The sequence below is a fragment of the Dactylosporangium sp. NPDC005555 genome, from assembly GCF_040605635.1.
Lineage (GTDB): Bacteria > Actinomycetota > Actinomycetes > Mycobacteriales > Micromonosporaceae > Dactylosporangium.
In genome coordinates, this window is sequence record NZ_JBEXDG010000065.1 from 21229 (window position 1) to 38406 (window position 17178).

The following is a 17178-nucleotide window of genomic DNA, read 5'->3' on the forward strand; positions in this document are numbered from 1 at the left end:
CCCTTCAGCCCTTGAGGTAGCCCTCGCTTAAGCCGGATCTGATCCGGCGGTGGAAGAGGATCACCAGAACGATCACGGGTAGCACGGCGACGATGCCCGCCGCCGCCTGGTAGGTGTAGGGTGGTTCGCCACTGGTCCCCGACGGCGAGTTGATGTAGCCGATCCGCCGCGTGACCGTCACCGCGCCCTGGTTGCCCAGCACAACCGCGAACAGGAACTCGTTCCAGACGCTGATGAGCAGCAGAATCGCCGTGGCGGCCAGGCCGGCCGAAGCCGACGGGATAGTCACCCGGAACAGGGTGCCCATCCTGGTGCATCCATCCATCCGCGCTGAGGCCTCCAGCGCCGGTGGGACACTTGCGAAGATGTTGCGCAGCAACCAGATCGTCAGTGGCAACCCGAAGGCGACGTGGGCCACGATCAGCCCGATCACCGAGTCGTTGAGGTTGAGCGCGTTGAAGATGAACAGCAGCGGGATGAGCAGGACGATGGCCGGCACGGTGTAGGTGAACATGAGCACCGCGATCGCGGCGCCCTTGCCGGGCAGGTCGAGCCGGGCCAGCGGATACGCGGCGAGCGCGCCGACCAGGAGCGTCAGCAGCGTCGACCCGACCGTGATCTGCAGGCTCACCCAGATCGAGGAGAGCCATTTTTCGTTGGTGAGGATGTCGACGTACTGGGAGAAGTCCAGCCGCGCGGTCAGGTCCAGCGGCACCGAGGTGACAGCGGACTCCGGCTGCAGGCTGGCCAGCACGATCCACAGGGTCGGGCCGATCGACCAGACGAGGAGCGCGCCGATCGCCACCGTCGAGCCGACTCGTCGTGCGGCGGGTGGCAGCGTCCACCGGCGCCGCTTGCGCGTGTCCTCAGGCCACTCCTGCGGCGACTGATCCGACCGCGCCGCGCCGTCCAGCCGCAACCGCCCGGCAGGCTCGTCGGCGGAGTTCTTCGCCTGGCGGCGGCGGAGTCCGCCCGAACGCAGGTAGAGCGTCGCACCGCTCGCAGCGACGATGATCGCCATGAGGAACAGGGCCAGCATCGCCGAGTAGCCGAGACTGAGGTTGTCGAAGGCGGCGGTGAAGATGTAGTAGGTGATGGTCGTCGTCTCGAAGCCGGGGCCACCACGGGTGAGCTGGAAGAGCAGGTCGAAGACCTGCAGTGAGACGATGATCTGCAGGATCGTGGCGATCAGCAGGGTGGACCCGATGCTGGGTAGCGTGATCGATCGGAAGGCCTGCCACGGCGTGGCACCGTCCATCCGGGCCGCGCGGTAGAGCTGGTTGGGAATCGCCTTGAGCGCGGACAGGATGATGAGGGCCAGCAGGGGCACCGATCGCCACGCCGTGGCGAGCATCGCGAGCACCAGCGCGGTGGTCGGTTCCTGCAGCCACGGCACCGCGCCCTCGGTGAGGCCGAGTCCGTTGCTGACCTGGGTCGCCAGCCCGAAGCTGGGCTGGAAGATGAAGCGCCAGAAGAACCCTGTCACGATCGGGGCGATCGCCCATGGCAGCAGCAACCCGACGGCGAGCGGCGTCTCGAACCGCGACCGCCTGTTCATCAGCAGCGCGGTGGCCAGTGCCAACGGGATGGTGAGCACGGTGGTGCCGACCGCGAACCAGAGGGTGCGCGGAATGGAGTCGACGAAGAATGAGTCGTTGAACATCCGGGTGATGTTGTCCAGACCCAGGAACCTCGTCGGTCCATCCTTGAGCAGTTCGATCCGGTAGAGGCTCATCACGAAGACCGCCGCGATCGGTGGAAGCACGATCACGCCGATGAGCACGGCTGCCGGCACGAACAGCAACAGGGCGAAGCGGCGGTCGCTGAGCCGGTCCACCCGGCGGGAGATCCGGCGTGACACGCTCTCGCGTGCCGGTACCGTTTCCGTCGTCATCGATCCTCCCGCATGCCTGTCGTCACGGCGTTGTGCCGGAAGTCTGCGACGCAGAACACCACCATGTCAACAGATGGAATGTGCATTTCATCTGCCGTAACGTTTGGCCGACGGCGCGATGTCAGGTCGGTAACGTCGGACTGGCCATCGTTTCGGCTGATGACACTGTTGAGTTCAAGTCCGCGACAAGGGAGACAGGGATGAGGATCCTGCAGATCGGCGCCGGCTCCATGGGCACCCGGCGCCTTCGTGACCTGCGCGCGTGTGAGGGCGTCGAGGTGACCCTGTTCGACCAACGGGACGACCGGCGGGCCGCCGCGGCGAGCCGGTTCGGCGTCGCCACCACGGCCTCGCTCGACGAGGCGATGGCGACCGAGCCGGACGCACTGGTCATCTCGACCCCGCCCGACCAGCACACCGACTATGTGCGACTGGCGCTGGACACCGGCCGGCATTTCTTCTGCGAAGCCGACATCTGGGCCTTCGATCCCCGTGTGGTGGCGGCGGCGAACGCTCGACGGCCAGCGGGCGGACTGGTCGCGGCCCCCTCCTGCACCCTGTACTTCCACCCCTTCGTCCAGGAACTGCGCCGGGTGGTCCGGGAGGAACTGGGCACACTGCACGCCTACGGCTACGTGCTCTCGGTCGACGCACCGAGCTGGCATCCGGACGAGGGCGCCGAATATTACGCCCGTCACCGTGCCACCGCGCCGGCCCGGGAGATGGTGCCGTTCGAGCTCATCGCACTCGACCACGTCTTCGGCACGCCGGTGGCGGCCTCCGGGCGGGTGGTCCGGCGTGGCGGCCTCGACCTACCCGGTGCCGACAGCTGGTCGCTGCAGATGGAGTTGGCGTCCGGCGCCACCGGGCAGCTGACGGTGGTCATGGCGAGCCCGCAGACAGCGCGCCAGGGCTGGGCGATCGGCGACCGCGGCTTCATCCGGTTCGACCTGCTGACCGGCACCCTGGAGCGCGCGCTGCCGCACCTCGGCGACGGGTACTCCCGGGTCCTGTGTGACTGGCAGGAGGAGTACGAGCCGATGTACGCCAGGGAGATCTCCGCCTTCCTCGCGGCGGTTCGCGGCGAGGCCGCCTGGCCCTACTCCTACGACAATGCCGCGGTCGTGTGCGGCACCTTGGCGGCGGCGGAGCTCAGCATGCTCACCGGCCGGACCGAGACGGTCGACCCGGACCGCCAGCCCGCCGCCCTGCCCGACGCGTACGCCGTGTCCAGCGAATCCTGACGATCAGTGGTCACCGTGTCGCGGAGATCGGCGTAGCCGCCCGCACCACGGTGACCATGGTCGGGCCAACGGTCAGGTCAGGCGGGTGAAGCCGGTATGCGCCACCGGTCCGCGCAGGGCGGCCTGCACCGGTCCGGCGTCCTGGGCCGCGCGGATCTCGGCGAAGACGGTGCGCACCGCGGCCAGGTACTCCTCAACGTGCTCGTCCTGGTGCGCGAAGGACGGATAGAACGAACCACCGGCGAGGAACCCCCGGTCGAGCATCAGCTGGGTGAAGAGGGTGACGCTGGGCTGCGGCTGTTCCACGAAACGCAGGTGGCTCAGCGGCGCGATGCCGTGGATCCGCACGGCCAGCCCCACCTCTTCGGCCGCAGCCCGCCAGCCGGCCTGCACGGCCGCGCCGACCGCCGTCAGGCGCGTCCCCACCGAGTTGTCCCGGTGCCGGCGCAGGGTGGCGAGCGCCGCCGTCGGCCCGATCCGCTCGGTCCAGTAGGTGCTGCTGACGAAGGAGCGCTGCGCGTGTTCCAGTACAGCCGCGCGCCCCACCACGGCCGCCATCGGATAGCCGTTGCCGATGGCCTTGGCAAAGACCGCCACATCGGGTTCGACACCCAGCTCGAGATGTATGCCACCGGTATTGACGCGCAGGCCCGAGGTCACCTCGTCGAAGATGAGGACGGCACCCGCACGGCGGGCCAGGTCCACCACGCCCGGCAGGAACCCCGGCTCGGGATCATGCTCGCGGATGGGCTCCATCACGATCGCGGCGAGCTGATGCTCGGCGACGATCGCCTCGAGCTCGTCCAACCTGTTGTACCGGAACCCGAACGCGGTGCCGGCCAGCTGGGCCGGGACGCCGCTGGGATCGAGGCCCGGCAGCAGATGCCCGTCGAGGCTCGACGGGCCGGCGAGGTTCGCGGCCAGATACCAGTCGTGCCAGCCGTGGTAGCCGCAGAACGCCACCGTCGACCGTCCGGTGGCGGCCCGGGCCAACCGGACCGCGATGGTGAGCGCCTCGCCACCGCTGCGCGCGTAGCGGACCATGTCGGCCCACGGATGCAGCTCGCAGAGCAGTTCGGCGAGCTCCAGCTCCTCAATGCAGTTCAGTGTGCTCATGGAACCGTTGGCGATGACATCACGGACGGCGGAGTCCACCTCGTCGTCGGCGAAGCCGAGCACACACGTGCCGATCCCGCTGGTGCTCATGTCGACGTACCGGTGACCGTCGAGATCCCAGGTATACACGCCCTTGGCACGCGAGTAGTGCCGCGGCCACTGACCCGGCGCAAACTGTTCCGGCCGCTTGGAGAGCAGCTGCGCGCCACCAGGTATCCGCGCGAGTACTCGCCGTTCACGCTCAACCGACTCGTTCGTCATCGCCCCACGGTACGGCCGCATTTCATGTAGCGGAAGAGCTGTTTCACTAGATGCGAGCGTCCACGCGCCGCCAACCCGCTCCGTCGCATGCGGCCACGACCGCGTCGGCGACCCGCAGCGCCCGGATCCCGTCCTCGACACTCACCAGCGGGACCGCGACGCCACGGGCCACGTCCAGAAAATGGCTGAGCTGCCGGCCGAACGCGACATCACGCTCCTCGGAACAGTCGTAGGAACGGGTGAGGGCGTCGGCGTGGGCCCGCACCGTGACGCCACCCCGGGCGAGGTCGGCCCGCAGCGTGCCCCGGTCTCCGACGACGTCGAGCCGGCGGCCCTGCCCCTCCTGCACGTAGTCCAGGTGGAACGTCCCGGTCACACCGGAGGCGAAGGCGACAACTCCGTTGATGACGTTGGGATCCTGACGCAGCGGGAGATCTCCGGCGAGACGGGCGACCGCAGCGACCTCGGCCGCCGGGCCCAGCAGCCACTGCAGGTAGTCCCACTCATGGCTGTAGTCGTACGGCAGCCGGTAACGGTCCGTTTCGGAGAACCGGTTGCGGGCCACCCTAAGCGTCTCGTACGCGCCGAGGTTGACGTGCACCGAGACCGGCGTGCCCACGGCTCCGTCGGCGAGCAGCTCCCGCACCCGTCGCAGCACCGCGTAGTGGCGCAGCACGTAACCCACCAGCACCCGCGCGCCGCTCTGCGCCGCCACCCGGGCCAGTTCCTCGGCCGCGGCGACGCTGTCGGCGACCGGTTTCTCCACCAGTACCGTGATCCCCCGCCGGCAGGCCTCGATCGCCTGCGGCGCGTGCAGGGCGTCGGGGGTGGCCACCACCAGTGCGTCCGGCGCCGCGTCGAGCAGCTCCTCGAACGAGGAGACGATCGTCAGGGTCGCCTCGACCGCCGGTGGCAGCTGCAACCCGTGCGGCGCCGCGTCGAAGGCCGCGACGCGGACCCCGGGCGACTCCGCCAGCAGCCGGGCATGGCGCAGCCCGATGGAGCCCAGCCCGCAAACGCCGACCCGTAGCCGCTCCGGAGCACCACTCGTATCAGGGATGGCGTTCATGGCAGCAGCCCCGGCGGCAGTTGGCCGCGGTCGAAGGCGTCGAGGGCCGCCGCCAGGTGGCGGTCCGCGTCGCTCAGTGCGACGCTGCCGTGACCCGGGAAGAGAGCGCCGGGTGCGGTCGCCGCCACCGCAGCGATGCTGTCGCGCAGCGCGCCGACGTCGGTTTCGGTGGTGCCCAGCACGGCGACCCTCCCACGGGCGAAGACGAGATCGCCGGTGAAGACGGCGCGGGCACCGTCCACATCGACGAGATAGCAGGCATGCCCCACCGCGTGTCCGGGTGTGGGCATGCAGCGTACGGTCGCGGCCCCGATGGTGAACGTCTCATCCCCGAGTCGCCGGTGCACCTCGGTCGGCGTCAACGACAGCGTGGCCGGGTAGACGCCGGCGGAGCGCGCGAGCGCCAGGCCGGTAGCGACCTCATCGGCATCGATGAGCATCCGGGCCACCTCAGGCGAAGTCCAGATCTCGGCGCCCAGCAGCCGCGCGAGGGCATCCGCGCCGGCGGCATGGTCAGCGTGGCCGTGGGTCACCAGGATGTGCGTCACGGGAGGCACCTGCGCGGCCTCGATCCGGGCCGCGATCCTCGCCGTGTCGAGCCCGGACCCCGCGTCGATGAGGAAGGACGCCGTGCCGCCCTCGACCAGGTAGACATGGCCGTCGTGCCGGTCAGAGAGCGAATAGCCGAGCCAGCCGCTCCCCACCAGGTGCACATGTTCCGACAGTCGCATCGCCGCACCCTAACCAGTGGCCAGGTGGTTTGACCAGTAGCCCTTTCGTCCGTACGGCGCCGAGGAACAACGCCAGCGGGACAGGCCCCGCGACGGCGCCGCGCCCGCTACCCCTCTCGCAGAGTTCATGAAGGTCCGCCCCGGCAGGTTGAACGGCGACTGATCTTGGGCGATTGCTCACCGCAACAGCGCCGGGCGAAGGGCGGCCCGGGAACCCTCACCGCCGAGCAGTCGGCGATCGCCCGGGAGATCTTCGAGAAGTGCCGGCGGACACTCCAGAATCCCGATCGTACGGGCAAGCTGAACGCCGATCTGGAAACGAATCGTGTCAAGGCTTCGAACATGGCCGGTGGGCTGGAGAACATCAAGAACCGCTATGCGGTTGCCGACATCACGGGCGAGAAGTTCACACTCACCGACGACAGGTTCCCGAAGCCGATCCGCCAGACCGGGCAGTCTTCCCGGAAGTGGTGCCGGCGGCCAAGCCGCTCGCGGTTCGAGCGGAGCACAGACGGCACCCAGGGGGAGCGGGCCGGACATCGTCGGTCGCGGCGGCGCGGCATTGTCCGTTCTCGGATTCCTGTCCGACATGTACTTCCTCACGCGATACGGTCCGCCCTCCGTGTGTGAGACACTGGCTAACTGCCAAGAAATACCCCTCTGGATGCAATACACATAAAGGGTCTTCAATGTTTATACCGATGCGAGACATGTTGTGGCACGCCTTCCCCGAGGCGCGCGCCCTCATTCTCGCCGAGGAGCAGTCGCTTCTCGACGAGGAGTCGCCGTTCCCCGTCGTCGGGACGTACCAGCTCGTCTCCCACTGCTTCTACTGGGAGGTGTTCCGGCCGGCGATGGAGCGCGGTGACCAGGCGCTCCTCGCGCGCTGCTTCGCCTTCGTGGAGCAGTTGCTCGACACCGGCGACCCGGAGATCGTGGAAGCGGTCTCGATCCGGCTGGGGATGCCGATGGGGACCGGCCCGGAGTGGCGGCAAGCCGTCGCCGAGGGTGCCGGGCCGCTGTTCCGTGACGTGCTGGAGAACTACCGCTGACCGTGCCGGTGCCGCGGCGTCGAGAGGGTCCCGATCTCGACGGATCCACCGCCGTGGGATGCGCTTGGACGCCTGTGCGCGGGCCTCGGCACCGATCGCAGCACCGACACGGCGGATCAGGTCGGCGTTCCAGGAGGAGCCCAGTGCGCTGGTGGTCGGGAAGCAGGTGGCGGGCAGGCCTCCGGAGATACCGGCGTGGTCGGCGTCGGGCTGGCGGCGCATCCCGTGCGGGCCGTCGGGCTTCTCACGGCGTGTGGCTCCTGGTGCGCAGGGCGTCGAGCCGGCCGGTGCCGGCGACGCGGGCGAGGGCGTGGGCGTGGGCGTGGGCGGAGAGTTTCACGGTCCGGGTGAAGTCGTCGCCGACGGCGATCAGGCCGAACCTCGGGCGGTCGCCCTCGCTCCACTCGAAGTTGTCGAACGCGGACCAGTGCAGGTAGCCGCGGACGTCGACGCCGTCGAGGATCGCCTGGGCGGTGGCCGTGAGGTGCCCGTCGAGGTAGTCGAGGCGTTCGTCGTCGTCAGCGAGAGGCGGTGCGCGTTGTGCCCGAGCTCGCGCAGGAGGGCGAAGTCCTCGGCGTAGCGGTGGAAGTGGTCGATGGCGTCGCCGGACGACTCCCCGGCGGCGGTGGCGGGAGCGTGCTCGAAGTCCCACCAGTCGTTGTTGGTGTTGCCGCCCTCGACCTGGTGAGCGGAGGTGGCGGCGCCCCACAGGAAGCCGTCGGGAAAGTCGCGGTGCACGTGGCTCCGATCTGCCGGAGCGGCCCGCCGCCGACGGCGGGCCGCTCCGGGCTGGGCTATCGCTGGACGGTGGTGAAGGTGTACGTGCCGGATCCGGCGCGGTAGACGGCGTAGTCGCCCTCGTTGCGCAGGAGCTTCGCCCGGGCCGGCTGATCGAGGACGCGGCCGCCGCGCAACGGCACCCAGATCTCGGCGGTGGTGTTCGCCGGGACGGTCACGTCGAGCCGGAACCGGTTGCCGTCGACCTTCCACGCCGAGCGGGCCGCCCCCTGGGGTGTCTGGTAGCTGCCCTTGACGAAGGTCAGGTCGCCGACCAGCTTCGGCCGGATGGTCAGAGACCGGTAGGCGGTGGCGCCGTCAGCCTCGCGGATGCCGACCAGGTCGGTGTGGAACCACTCCTCGATCTGGGCGAGGATCATGTGGTTCTTCGAGTCGCCGCGGGTCCACCGCTCCCCCATGGTCGTCATGCCGCCGGGGTTGGCGGTGGTCGACGCCATGAAGTAGCCGTAGCTGGGCTGTTCGTCGCGTTGCAGCAGGTCCCACAGCACGGCGTCGCGGCCGCCGTCGGCGAGGGCCCGCACGGTCGGAGCCATGCCGATGGTGCCGCCGCTGAAGTGTGGTCCCTCGCCGCTTGGGTGGAACGCGTAGACGAGCTCGACGAGTGCGTCGAGGACGGCGCCGCGTTCGCTGTCCGGGACGAGCCCTGCGTCGAGGGCGAGCGCCTGCGCGGTCTGGGTCGCGCCGGTGGTGCCGGCGTTGCCGGCTGTGGTGTACCGGCGCAGGGTCGTGTTGTAGAAGTGGGCGTTGAACGCGGTCTTGATGTCCGCGGCGAGCGCCCGGTACTTGAGTGCGTCGGCCTGGTGACCGGTCAGCGAAGCCATCTCGGCCAGCTTGCTGATCATCGTGTAGTAGCCCCAGGTGCCGGTGATGCGGCCCGAGGTCTGGTCGGCGGCGACCCAGTCGGCGAGCGCGGCGTCAACGATGTGCGCGTTGTCGCCGGTGCCGACCTTCTGCCGCTGGATGTAATCGGCGAAGCGGACCATCGGCTCGTAGTAGCGGGCCATGGTCTGGGTGTCGCCGTACAGCTCGTAGAGCATCGACGGGACCAGGATGATCGCGTTGCCCCAGTTGATCTCGTCGCCGAACCGGCCGGTGTAGCCCCAGTCGTAGACCGGTGTCTTCAGCGCGACGTTGCCGAACATGGATGTGTCGGCCATCGACTGGCCTTCGACGAGGTGCCGCATGGTGGTGCGCAGGTACGCGTCGAGGCCGAAGGTGCGATGGATGGCTCCCATCGGCATGGTGTAGTCGGCCGGGTAGGACAGCTTCTCCCGCCCGGGGCAGTCGGTGAACACCGACATGACATTGGACGCGAACGAATAGCGCGACATCGTGTGGATGCGGTTCACGCGGGCGTTGGAGGTGCTCATCTCGCCGGCGACCGGGACGGCCGCCTGCAGCCGCAGACCCTTGACGAGGTGCTTGGCCGGCACGTAGCCGGTCGGCAGGCCGGTGACCTGGACCCACTGCATGCCGAAGTAGTTGAAGTCCGGGTGCCACGTCTCCCCGCCGCCCAGCCCGGCGGTGGTGTAGGTGTTGAACAGATCCCGGCCGCGGCTGCCGCCACCGCCCATCAGCGACGCCTGGTCGACGGTGCCATCTGCGGCGAGGGCCTCGGCGGGTGCGGCCTTCACGATCGTGCCGGCCGGGAGGTCGCCCGGCAGGTGCAGTTCCGGCCAGCCGACGATGTTCTGCCCGAAGTCGTACACCCACGTGCCGGGGACCGGGTTCGTCACCGACACCGGCGAAAACGTTTCAACGACCTGGACGGGTTCGGCGGTGCGGGCGACGAGCTTCGTGGCCAGGTTGGGCGCCGGCGCGATACCGGCGTCGATCCAACCGGTGGCGGTGCCGTCGCGGCGCTTCGCCGTGACCGACAAGTTGGCGTCGGGCTGGTTCCAGCCGGGCTGTTCGCGGCGGGCGTCGTGGTCGGCGCCGGAGTACCAGGCGTCGGTGACAAGCGGACCGAGGGCGGTCCGCCAGCTGCGGTCGGAGACGACCACGTCGGTCGAGCCGTTGGTATAGGCGATCTCCAGGCGGGCGATCAGGCGGGGCGTGACCGCGGCGCCGGCCGAGGCATCGCTGGCGGCGACGTTGTTCCCGGAGCCGGTCACGGCCGCACCGGCGAGGTGCGGCTTCGACAGCCCCGGCGTGAAACTGATCGCCGTGCCGGCGACCGCGGTGATGGTGCGCGACTCCAGGTTGTCTCCCCCGGCGCCGGTGTCGACGTTGACGGTGCCACCGACGTGGTACCCCGTGACCGAGTCGAGCTGCACGGTCGTGGCGCCCGGCGGGGTGTCGGCGGTGAGGGTGCCGCTGCCCTTGAGCTGGCTCTGCCACCACGAGTACGGCGACGTGCGGCCGACGGCCGGGTTGGTGACGCTGCGGCGCACGTAGGCCGGGCCGTTGCCGAGCTGCACGCCGATGGTGTTGCCGCCGGAACGCAGTTCGCGGGTGATGTCGTAGGTGCGGTATTCGCTGGAGAGCTGGTAGTTGGCGTTGCCGGGCGCGAGGACCTCGTCGGTGATCTCGCGGCCGTTGAGGGTGGGCAGGTGCAGGCCGACGCCCGAAAGGTAGAGCCGGGCCGAGCTCACGCGCTTGCGGCGGTCGATGCTGAACTGCCGGGCGAAGATCGGCATCGGCTGGTTCTCGGCCCGGCCGGGGTACTCGATCCAGCGGGCCGCACCCCAGTCGGCCTGCTGCAGCAGACCCATCTCCCACGACGACGTCCTGCTCCACTCGGACGTTCGCCGGTCGGCGTCCCAGACCCGCACCTGCCACACCACCCGGTCCCGGGAGCCGAGTGTGCGCCCGGCATAGGCGATGCCGGTCTGGGTGGCCGATGCGACCTTGCCGGTGTCCCAGATGAGTCTGCCGCGCTTGAGGTTGGCCTCGCTGGTGGCGGCTTGGATCTGGTACGCCGTCTGCCGGTCGGCGGGGCACGCGGCACGCGAGTTCGGGCGGTAGCAGGGGTGTGCTGCCGCGCGCCGTGTCTCGGAGATCTGCCAGCCGAGGGTCGGGGTGGTGTTGTCGATGCCGAGCGGCTGGTCTGAGCGGCCGTCGACGCGCAGGTCGACGGCTTCGACGTTGGCCTGCCCGCCGGAGGCCGCGGCGGGCGTGGCGGTCAATGCCTGAGGCATGAGCAGGGCGAGTGATGTCCCGAACACCACGAGCGTGCGCACCCGATGTCTGGCGGTTGACATTGGTACTCCTTCACAAAGAGTCCCGCCGGCCGTGGCCGGCCGGCGGGGTTCGGGGTGGTCAGGCGCCGGCCTTGTAGTCGGCGTCCATGGCGGCGAGCACCTTGTCCGGTGTGGACTGTCCGCTGAAGATCTCCTGGAGGCCGGACAGCATCGTCTGCTGCACCTTGGCGTTGGGCCACAGCTGGTCCATGAACGGCACGGTCCGGTTGTCCTTGAGGTACGTGGTCAGCTCGGTGAACGCCGGATCGACCGGGGATCCGCTGTCCGGCAGCGAGGGCAGGCTCCCCTGCTTGGCGTTGAACACCTTCATGCCCTCGGGCGACATGACATAGTTGACGAACTTCAGCGCCAGGTCCTTGTTCTTGGCCTTGGCGTTGACGCCGTAACCGGCCCCGGCCGCGGCGGGCATCATGAACTCGGCCGGGGTGTCGGTAGCGGGCAGTGCCTTGAGGGTGAACGTGCCGGCCGGGTTCTTGCCCTTGAGCAGCGCGACGACCCAGTTGCCCTGGATGATGCCGAGGGTCTTGCCGGTCGCGACCAGATCCTGGCTGGCTTCGTAGCTGGTGCCGAGCGGGTTCTTCTGGAAGCAGCCGGTCTTTTCCATCTCCTGGTACTTGGCCATCGCGGTCGTCCACGGCGACTTGGCGAACGAGGTGGCCCCGCTTTGCAGTTTGGTGTCGAAGTCACGGTCGGCGCCGAAGACGACGGTGGCCGCGAGGGCGTACAGGGCGAGCTGGTTGACCCAGTTGTCCTGGATGCCAAGGGCGAACGCCGGGGTGCCCTTGCCGGCAGCCGCCGTGCAGAACGCCAGCAACTGCGTCCAGGTGGTCGGCGCCTTCAGGCCGGACTGGGTGAGCGCCTGCTCGTTGTAGACGGCGCCGATGCCGTTGAGCCCGAACACGGCGAGGTAGGTCTTGCCCTCGTACCGCGCGACGCTCTTGAGTCCGTCGGGCAGCTTCGACGCCCACGGCTGATCCGACAGGTCCATCAGGTAGCCGGGCTTGGCCAGCACGAAGGTGGCGCCGGGGTTGCCGTTGCCGGGCCAGACCGTCATCACGTCGGGTGCGGTGCCCGAGGCCAACTGGGTGCGGATCTGCTGCTGATACTGGTCGGCACCGCTGGTGGTGTACCGGACCTTGGCGCCAGGGTTCGCGGCCTCGAACGCCTTGACGACCTCCTCGATGGAGCCCTGGTCGACGGAGGCGAGGGTGAGGGTGTTGCTGTCGCCGCCGGAGCCGGCGTTGGTGCCACTGCTGCAGGCACCCATCACGAGCGCGGCTGCCAGCGCTGCGGCAAGTGCTGGTGTTCGGGACAGTCTCATGGCATCTCCTGGACGGGGGTGTGATCGGGGGTGTGATCAGGGGTGTGGGATGCGGTGAAGGTGTAGCGGCCTGATGCCAGCCGCAGGGTGAGCCCGGCGGCGGACGGTTCGGCCCCCAGCACCCCGGGCCGCGTGTGGGCCGGCTCGTCGTGCTCGCGCACACCGGCCGGGTCGGCGGTGGGGACTTCCAGCAGGGCGGTGCTTCCCGGAGGCACCGTGACGGTCACGGTGATCCGGTCGTCGGTGCGGGCCCAGCCGCAGGCGACCGGCCCGCGGGCGGTGTCCTGCTCGGCGCGGGCCCAGGTGAGCCGGCCGCCCGGCAGCGGGCGCAGCAGCAGGTCGCGGTAGGCCACCGATCCGGGTGTCTGGTCGATGCCGGCGACCCGGCCGAACAGCCAGTCGCCGATGCTGCCGAGGCTGTAGTGGTTGAAGGAGTTCATCGCGTCGGCCTGGAACCCGCCGTGCTCGGTCCAGCCGTCCCAGCGCTCCCAGATCGTGGTTGCGCCGTGGCGGATCGAGTACCCCCAGGACGGGAACTCGTCCTGGTGCAACAGCGCGTAGGCCAGGTCGGCCCGGCCGTGCTCGGCCAGCACCGGACACAGCAGCTGGACGCCGACGAACCCCGTCGTGAGCCGGTTGCCGCGCTGCTCGACGTCGGCGGCAAGGTGCTTGACCGCGGCGGCGATCAGGTCGTCGGGCAGCAGCCCGAACGCGAGCGCGAGCAGGTAGCCGGTCTGGGTCTCCCCCTCGACGGCACCGTCGGGGTGGACGTAGGCGGTGATGAACGCCTGCCGGATCGCGGCGTGCAGGGCGCGGTGCTCGGCCGCCACGTCGGGCCGGCCGAGGACGTCGGCGGCGTCGGCCACGATCGCGGCGCTGCGGGCGAAGTAGGCGGTGGCGAGGAGATCGCGTGGGGTGTCCGCGTCGACCTGCAGCCAGTCGCCGTAGTTGTTGCCGGTGTGGTGCCGCCACCGCAGGTCCGGGTTGTGTCGGCGGACGTGCGCGACCCAGGCGGCCATCGCGTCGAAGGAGTCCGCAAGCACCTGCCGGTCGCCGTAGGTGCGCCACAAATGCCAGGGGATGATCACGCCGGCGTCGCCCCAGGCCGGGGCCGCCTCGCGGTGCATGGTGATGACCGGCGCGACGTCGCGGAACGCGCCGTCGGTGTCCTGCCCGTCGACGACGTCGCGCATCCAGCGGGCGAAGAACGCGGCGACGTCGGCGTTGCGGGTCGCCGTCGGGGCGAAGATCTGCGCGTCGGCGAGCCAGCCGAGGCGTTCGTCGCGCTGGGGGCAGTCGGTCGGTACGGCGACGAAGTTGCCGCGCTGGCCCCAGGCGATATTGGTGTACAGCTGGTTCGTGACCGGGTCGGAGCACTCGAACCGGCCGGTCCACGGGGTGTCACTGTGCAGGACCCGGGCGACGACGTCGGCCACGTCGAGCTCGCCGGGATGGCCGTCGATCTCGACGTAGCGGAAGCCGTGGGTGGTGAACTGCGGCTCGAACACCTCGACCGGTTCGCCGGCGGCGACGTAGCGGTCGGTGGCGGCGGCGCGGCGCAGGTTGGCCGCGTACAGCTCCCCGTCCTGCTCGCCGTCCGTGAGCACCTCGGCGTGCCGGACGGTGACCCGCCGGCCGCGGGGCGCGGACCGCAGCGTGAGCCGGACCCGGCCGACGAGGTTCTGGCCGAAGTCGACGACGTACCGGCCGGGCGCCTTGTGTTCCACGGTCGCGGCGGGCAGTTCCATCGTGACGCGCACCGGGTGGTCCGGTTCGGCGACCAGCGGCCCGGGTTCGGTGTCGAGGACCGCGACCGGCGCGAAACCGTCGATGGTGGCGGCGGCGTCCCAGTCCGGCACGTGCCGGCGGGCGTCGACGACCTGGCCCATCAGCAGGTCGGCACTGAGGATCGCGCCCGGCCGCTCGGTCCAGACGGTGTCGGTGGCGATGACCCGGCGGGAACCGTCGGCGAAGTCGAGCACCAGCTGTGCGAGCAGTGCGGGACAGTCGCCGTAGTGCTGTGCGGCGCGGCGCGGGTCGAAGCCGACGTAGCCGCTCCACCAGCCGTCGGCGACGACGGCGCCGAGCACGTTGTCGCCGGCGTGGACGAGGCCGGTCACGTCGTACGTCTGGTATTGCAGGCGCCGGTGGTATTCGGTCCAGCCCGGGGCGAGCTCGTGGTCGCCGGCCCGGCAGCCGTTGAGCCGTGGTTCGTAGACGCCCCGCGCCGTGGCGTAGAGCCGGGCCCGGACCGGGCGGGTGTCGACATGGAAGGCCCGGCGCAGGTGCAGCGGCGGTGGCAGCAGGTCGGCGCCGGCGATGTCGGCGGCGCCCGGGGGCTGGACCGCCGGGTGACGGACCGGGTCCCGGCCGATCCACACGGCCGACCAGTCGGACCGGTGCAGCAGGCCGGTCTCGAACCAGCTCCGCGCCGACCCGGCCGGGTTACCGGCTGCTGCGCCGGTCTCGTCCCAGACCTCGACCCGCCAGTGGCAGCGGGTCGCCGATTGCAGGGCGGGCCCGTCCCATGGGATGAGCAGGCCGTCGCCGGACTCGCGCCGGCCGGTGTCCCACAGCAGACGGCCGGGGTCGTCGAGGTCCGCGGGCCGCAGCGCGGCGGTGATGCGGTAGGCGGTCTGCGCGGCGCCGCGCCGGTCGCTGTCGAGTTTCCACGACAGCCGCGGCCGGGGGTGGTCGATGCCGAGCGGTTCCTGCCGCTGTTCGGCCTGGAGTCCGTAGACGCGGATGGTCATCCCTTCAGCCCTCCGGCGAAACCGTTGATGATGCTGCGTTGCAGCGCGAAGTAGACGGCCAGCACCGGGATGATGCTGATGAGCAGGGCGGCGAAGACGAGGTTCCAGTCGGAGACGTACTGGCCGAAGAAGCCCGCGAGCGCGACCGGGACGGTCTGCTGGGTGCCGCCGGAGAGGTACAGCAGCGGGGTGAAGAAGTCGTTCCAGACCGCGACCGCGTTGAGCACGAGGGCGGTGACGGTGACCGGTTTGAGCATGGGGAAGACGACGTACCGGAACACCTGGACCGGCGTGCAGCCGTCGATGGCGGCGGCGTCCTCGAATTCCCGCGGCAGCGACCGCAGGAACCCTACGTAGAGGAAGGTGGTGAACGGCACCTGCAGGCCGGAGTAGAACAGCACCAGCGCCCACACCGAGCCGAGCAGCCCGAGGTCGCGCATCGTCTGATAGAGCGGCAGCGCGGCGAGTTGGAACGGCAGGACGAGGCCGAGCATGACGAGCAGGAACGTGCCGCGGGACCACGCCGCCGAGACCCGGGCGAGGGGGTGCGCGGCGAGTGAGGAGACCGCGAGCACGACGACGACGCTGACGGCGGTGACGAGGACGCTGTTGATGAGCGCTCCGCCGAGGCCGGCCTGCTGCCAGGCATCGGTGAAGTTCGACAGGGTCGGTGCGGTGGTGGGCCGGATCGGTGAGCCGGTGTCGGAGGGCGCGCGGACGGCGAGGTTGATCAGCACGTACAGCGGGAAGCCGATCACCGCGGCGACGGCGACCATCACCAGTTCGAGGGCGAACGTCCGTCGGCGGTAGCGGTTCATGACGCTGCCCGTTCGTTGCGGGCCAGCACCAGGTACTGGCTGGTCGAGGCGATCGCGACGATGATCGTGAGGACGACGGCGAGGGCGATGCTGTAGCCGAACTCGCCGAGGGTGAACGCGTCCTTGTAGATGAGGGTGGAGATGGTGTCGGTGGCGTGGCCGGGGCCACCGCCGGTGAGCGCGTACACCTGGTCGAACAGCTTGATCCCGCCGATGATCGACAGCATCAGGTTGATCGTGATCGCGGGGGCGAGCAGCGGCCGGACGATCGACCAGAAGCGCCGGGCCGGTCCGGTGCCGTCCATCGCGGCGGCCTCGTAGATCTCGCGCGGGATGGACTGGAGCCCGGCGAGGAAGATGACCATCGAGTAGCCGGCGAACTGCCACACGATGACGGCGACGACCGACCACAACGCCAGCTGCGGGTCACCGAGCCAATCCTGCTGCCAGGCGCCCAGCCCGACCGCGCCAAGCAGGCTGTTGACCGCGCCGTCGGGGCCGAGCAGGTTGCGCCACAGGTAGGCGGTCACGATCGGCGTGATGACGGCCGGGGCGAACAGGAAGACCCGCAGCACGTTGCGCGACTTGATCATCGTGTTGACACCGAGCGCGAGCAGCAGGCCCACGCCGTTCTGGATGACGGTGATGGCGACCGCGATGAGCAGGGTGTGCCAGATCGCCTGCAACGCGTCGGGGTCGTCGAGCATGGCGGTGAAGTTGTCCAGACCGATGAACGACCAGTTCGGCGACAGGCCGTCCCAGTCGGTGAAGGCGAAGTAGACACCCCGCCCGCTCGGCAGGAGCACGACGTAGGCGAACAACACCATCGCCGGGAGCACGAACCACCACGGCGGATCGGTGCGCCGCCGGCGCGGTGAGCGCCGCACGGGCTCCGCCGTCTTGTCGGTCAGTGTCATG

General features: G+C 69.9%; 14 protein-coding genes. 3 read left to right on the plus strand and 11 right to left on the minus strand.

The window, feature by feature from the left end:
• Positions 1-4: 4 nt before the first annotated feature.
• Complete coding sequence (locus ABZS58_RS42755; RefSeq protein WP_354789717.1) at positions 5-1894, minus strand: ABC transporter permease subunit; 1890 nt, start codon at positions 1892-1894, stop codon at positions 5-7.
• Between the two features lie 200 nt (positions 1895-2094).
• Here ABZS58_RS42755 and ABZS58_RS42760 point away from each other — a divergent pair, with 200 nt between their 5' ends.
• A complete protein-coding gene (locus tag ABZS58_RS42760) occupies positions 2095-3138 on the plus strand; it encodes a Gfo/Idh/MocA family oxidoreductase (protein WP_354789718.1) in 1044 nt (347 codons plus the stop codon).
• Between the two features lie 72 nt (positions 3139-3210).
• On the opposite strand, the gene ABZS58_RS42765 is transcribed toward ABZS58_RS42760, so the two are convergent.
• The 3 genes from ABZS58_RS42765 to ABZS58_RS42775 are packed head-to-tail and all read right to left on the minus strand — an operon-like array spanning position 3211 to position 6315.
• Positions 3211-4515 carry an aminotransferase class III-fold pyridoxal phosphate-dependent enzyme gene (locus ABZS58_RS42765; protein WP_354789720.1) on the minus strand — a complete coding sequence of 435 codons (1305 nt, stop codon included), beginning with the start codon at positions 4513-4515 and terminating at the stop codon, positions 3211-3213.
• A gap of 46 nt (positions 4516-4561) precedes the next feature.
• A complete protein-coding gene (locus ABZS58_RS42770) occupies positions 4562-5584 on the minus strand; it encodes a Gfo/Idh/MocA family oxidoreductase (protein ID WP_354789721.1) in 1023 nt (340 codons plus the stop codon).
• Positions 5581-6315 (minus strand): MBL fold metallo-hydrolase, encoded by a 735-nt coding sequence (locus ABZS58_RS42775; RefSeq protein ID WP_354789723.1) that lies wholly within the window; start codon positions 6313-6315, stop codon positions 5581-5583. The genes ABZS58_RS42770 and ABZS58_RS42775 overlap by 4 nt, the downstream gene beginning before the upstream one ends.
• Positions 6316-6480: 165 nt before the next feature.
• Here ABZS58_RS42775 and ABZS58_RS42780 point away from each other — a divergent pair, with 165 nt between their 5' ends.
• Together ABZS58_RS42780 and ABZS58_RS42785 are read left to right on the plus strand one after the other, a co-directional pair.
• Positions 6481-6945 carry a hypothetical protein gene (locus ABZS58_RS42780; RefSeq protein ID WP_354789724.1) on the plus strand — a complete coding sequence of 155 codons (465 nt, stop codon included), beginning with the start codon at positions 6481-6483 and terminating at the stop codon, positions 6943-6945.
• A gap of 71 nt (positions 6946-7016) precedes the next feature.
• The gene (locus ABZS58_RS42785; protein WP_354789726.1) at positions 7017-7367 is read left to right on the plus strand and encodes a hypothetical protein; all 351 of its coding nucleotides are present in this window, start codon (positions 7017-7019) and stop codon (positions 7365-7367) included.
• Between the two features lie 244 nt (positions 7368-7611).
• Here the strand turns inward: ABZS58_RS42785 and ABZS58_RS42790 are convergent, their stop codons facing one another.
• From ABZS58_RS42790 to ABZS58_RS42820, 7 genes are read right to left on the minus strand one after another with little or no spacing between them, the layout of a single operon-like run.
• Positions 7612-7830, minus strand: a complete 219-nt coding sequence (locus ABZS58_RS42790; protein ID WP_354789759.1) for a family 1 glycosylhydrolase — start codon at positions 7828-7830, stop codon at positions 7612-7614.
• A complete protein-coding gene (locus ABZS58_RS42795) occupies positions 7737-8105 on the minus strand; it encodes a family 1 glycosylhydrolase (protein WP_354789728.1) in 369 nt (122 codons plus the stop codon). Before ABZS58_RS42795 ends, ABZS58_RS42790 begins: the two co-directional genes overlap by 94 nt.
• A gap of 56 nt (positions 8106-8161) precedes the next feature.
• Entirely contained in the window at positions 8162-11368 is a 3207-nt protein-coding gene (locus ABZS58_RS42800; protein WP_354789729.1) for a family 78 glycoside hydrolase catalytic domain, read from the minus strand.
• 58 nt (positions 11369-11426) lie between these two features.
• Positions 11427-12689 (minus strand): extracellular solute-binding protein, encoded by a 1263-nt coding sequence (locus ABZS58_RS42805; protein WP_354789731.1) that lies wholly within the window; start codon positions 12687-12689, stop codon positions 11427-11429.
• The gene (locus ABZS58_RS42810; RefSeq protein WP_354789732.1) at positions 12686-15442 is read right to left on the minus strand and encodes a family 78 glycoside hydrolase catalytic domain; all 2757 of its coding nucleotides are present in this window, start codon (positions 15440-15442) and stop codon (positions 12686-12688) included. Before ABZS58_RS42810 ends, ABZS58_RS42805 begins: the two co-directional genes overlap by 4 nt.
• Positions 15439-16260: a carbohydrate ABC transporter permease gene (locus tag ABZS58_RS42815; RefSeq protein WP_354789734.1), complete on the minus strand. Its 822-nt coding sequence runs from the start codon at positions 16258-16260 to the stop codon at positions 15439-15441. Before ABZS58_RS42815 ends, ABZS58_RS42810 begins: the two co-directional genes overlap by 4 nt.
• Entirely contained in the window at positions 16257-17177 is a 921-nt protein-coding gene (locus ABZS58_RS42820; RefSeq protein ID WP_354789735.1) for a sugar ABC transporter permease, read from the minus strand. The genes ABZS58_RS42815 and ABZS58_RS42820 overlap by 4 nt, the downstream gene beginning before the upstream one ends.
• Between the last annotated feature and the right edge of the window lies 1 nt (position 17178).

Excerpts from the sequence above, each read along its gene's own strand:
- ABZS58_RS42755 (WP_354789717.1), bottom strand. The coding sequence starts at position 1,894 with ATGACGACGGAAACGGTACCGGCACGCGAGAGCGTGTCACGCCGGATC.
- ABZS58_RS42760 (WP_354789718.1), top strand. The coding sequence starts at position 2,095 with ATGAGGATCCTGCAGATCGGCGCCGGCTCCATGGGCACCCGGCGCCTT.
- ABZS58_RS42765 (WP_354789720.1), bottom strand. The coding sequence starts at position 4,515 with ATGACGAACGAGTCGGTTGAGCGTGAACGGCGAGTACTCGCGCGGATA.
- ABZS58_RS42770 (WP_354789721.1), bottom strand. The coding sequence starts at position 5,584 with ATGAACGCCATCCCTGATACGAGTGGTGCTCCGGAGCGGCTACGGGTC.
- ABZS58_RS42775 (WP_354789723.1), bottom strand. The coding sequence starts at position 6,315 with ATGCGACTGTCGGAACATGTGCACCTGGTGGGGAGCGGCTGGCTCGGC.
- ABZS58_RS42785 (WP_354789726.1), top strand. The coding sequence starts at position 7,017 with ATGCGAGACATGTTGTGGCACGCCTTCCCCGAGGCGCGCGCCCTCATT.
- ABZS58_RS42800 (WP_354789729.1), bottom strand. The coding sequence starts at position 11,368 with ATGTCAACCGCCAGACATCGGGTGCGCACGCTCGTGGTGTTCGGGACA.
- ABZS58_RS42805 (WP_354789731.1), bottom strand. The coding sequence starts at position 12,689 with ATGAGACTGTCCCGAACACCAGCACTTGCCGCAGCGCTGGCAGCCGCG.
- ABZS58_RS42810 (WP_354789732.1), bottom strand. The coding sequence starts at position 15,442 with ATGACCATCCGCGTCTACGGACTCCAGGCCGAACAGCGGCAGGAACCG.
- ABZS58_RS42815 (WP_354789734.1), bottom strand. The coding sequence starts at position 16,260 with ATGAACCGCTACCGCCGACGGACGTTCGCCCTCGAACTGGTGATGGTC.
- ABZS58_RS42820 (WP_354789735.1), bottom strand. The coding sequence starts at position 17,177 with ATGACACTGACCGACAAGACGGCGGAGCCCGTGCGGCGCTCACCGCGC.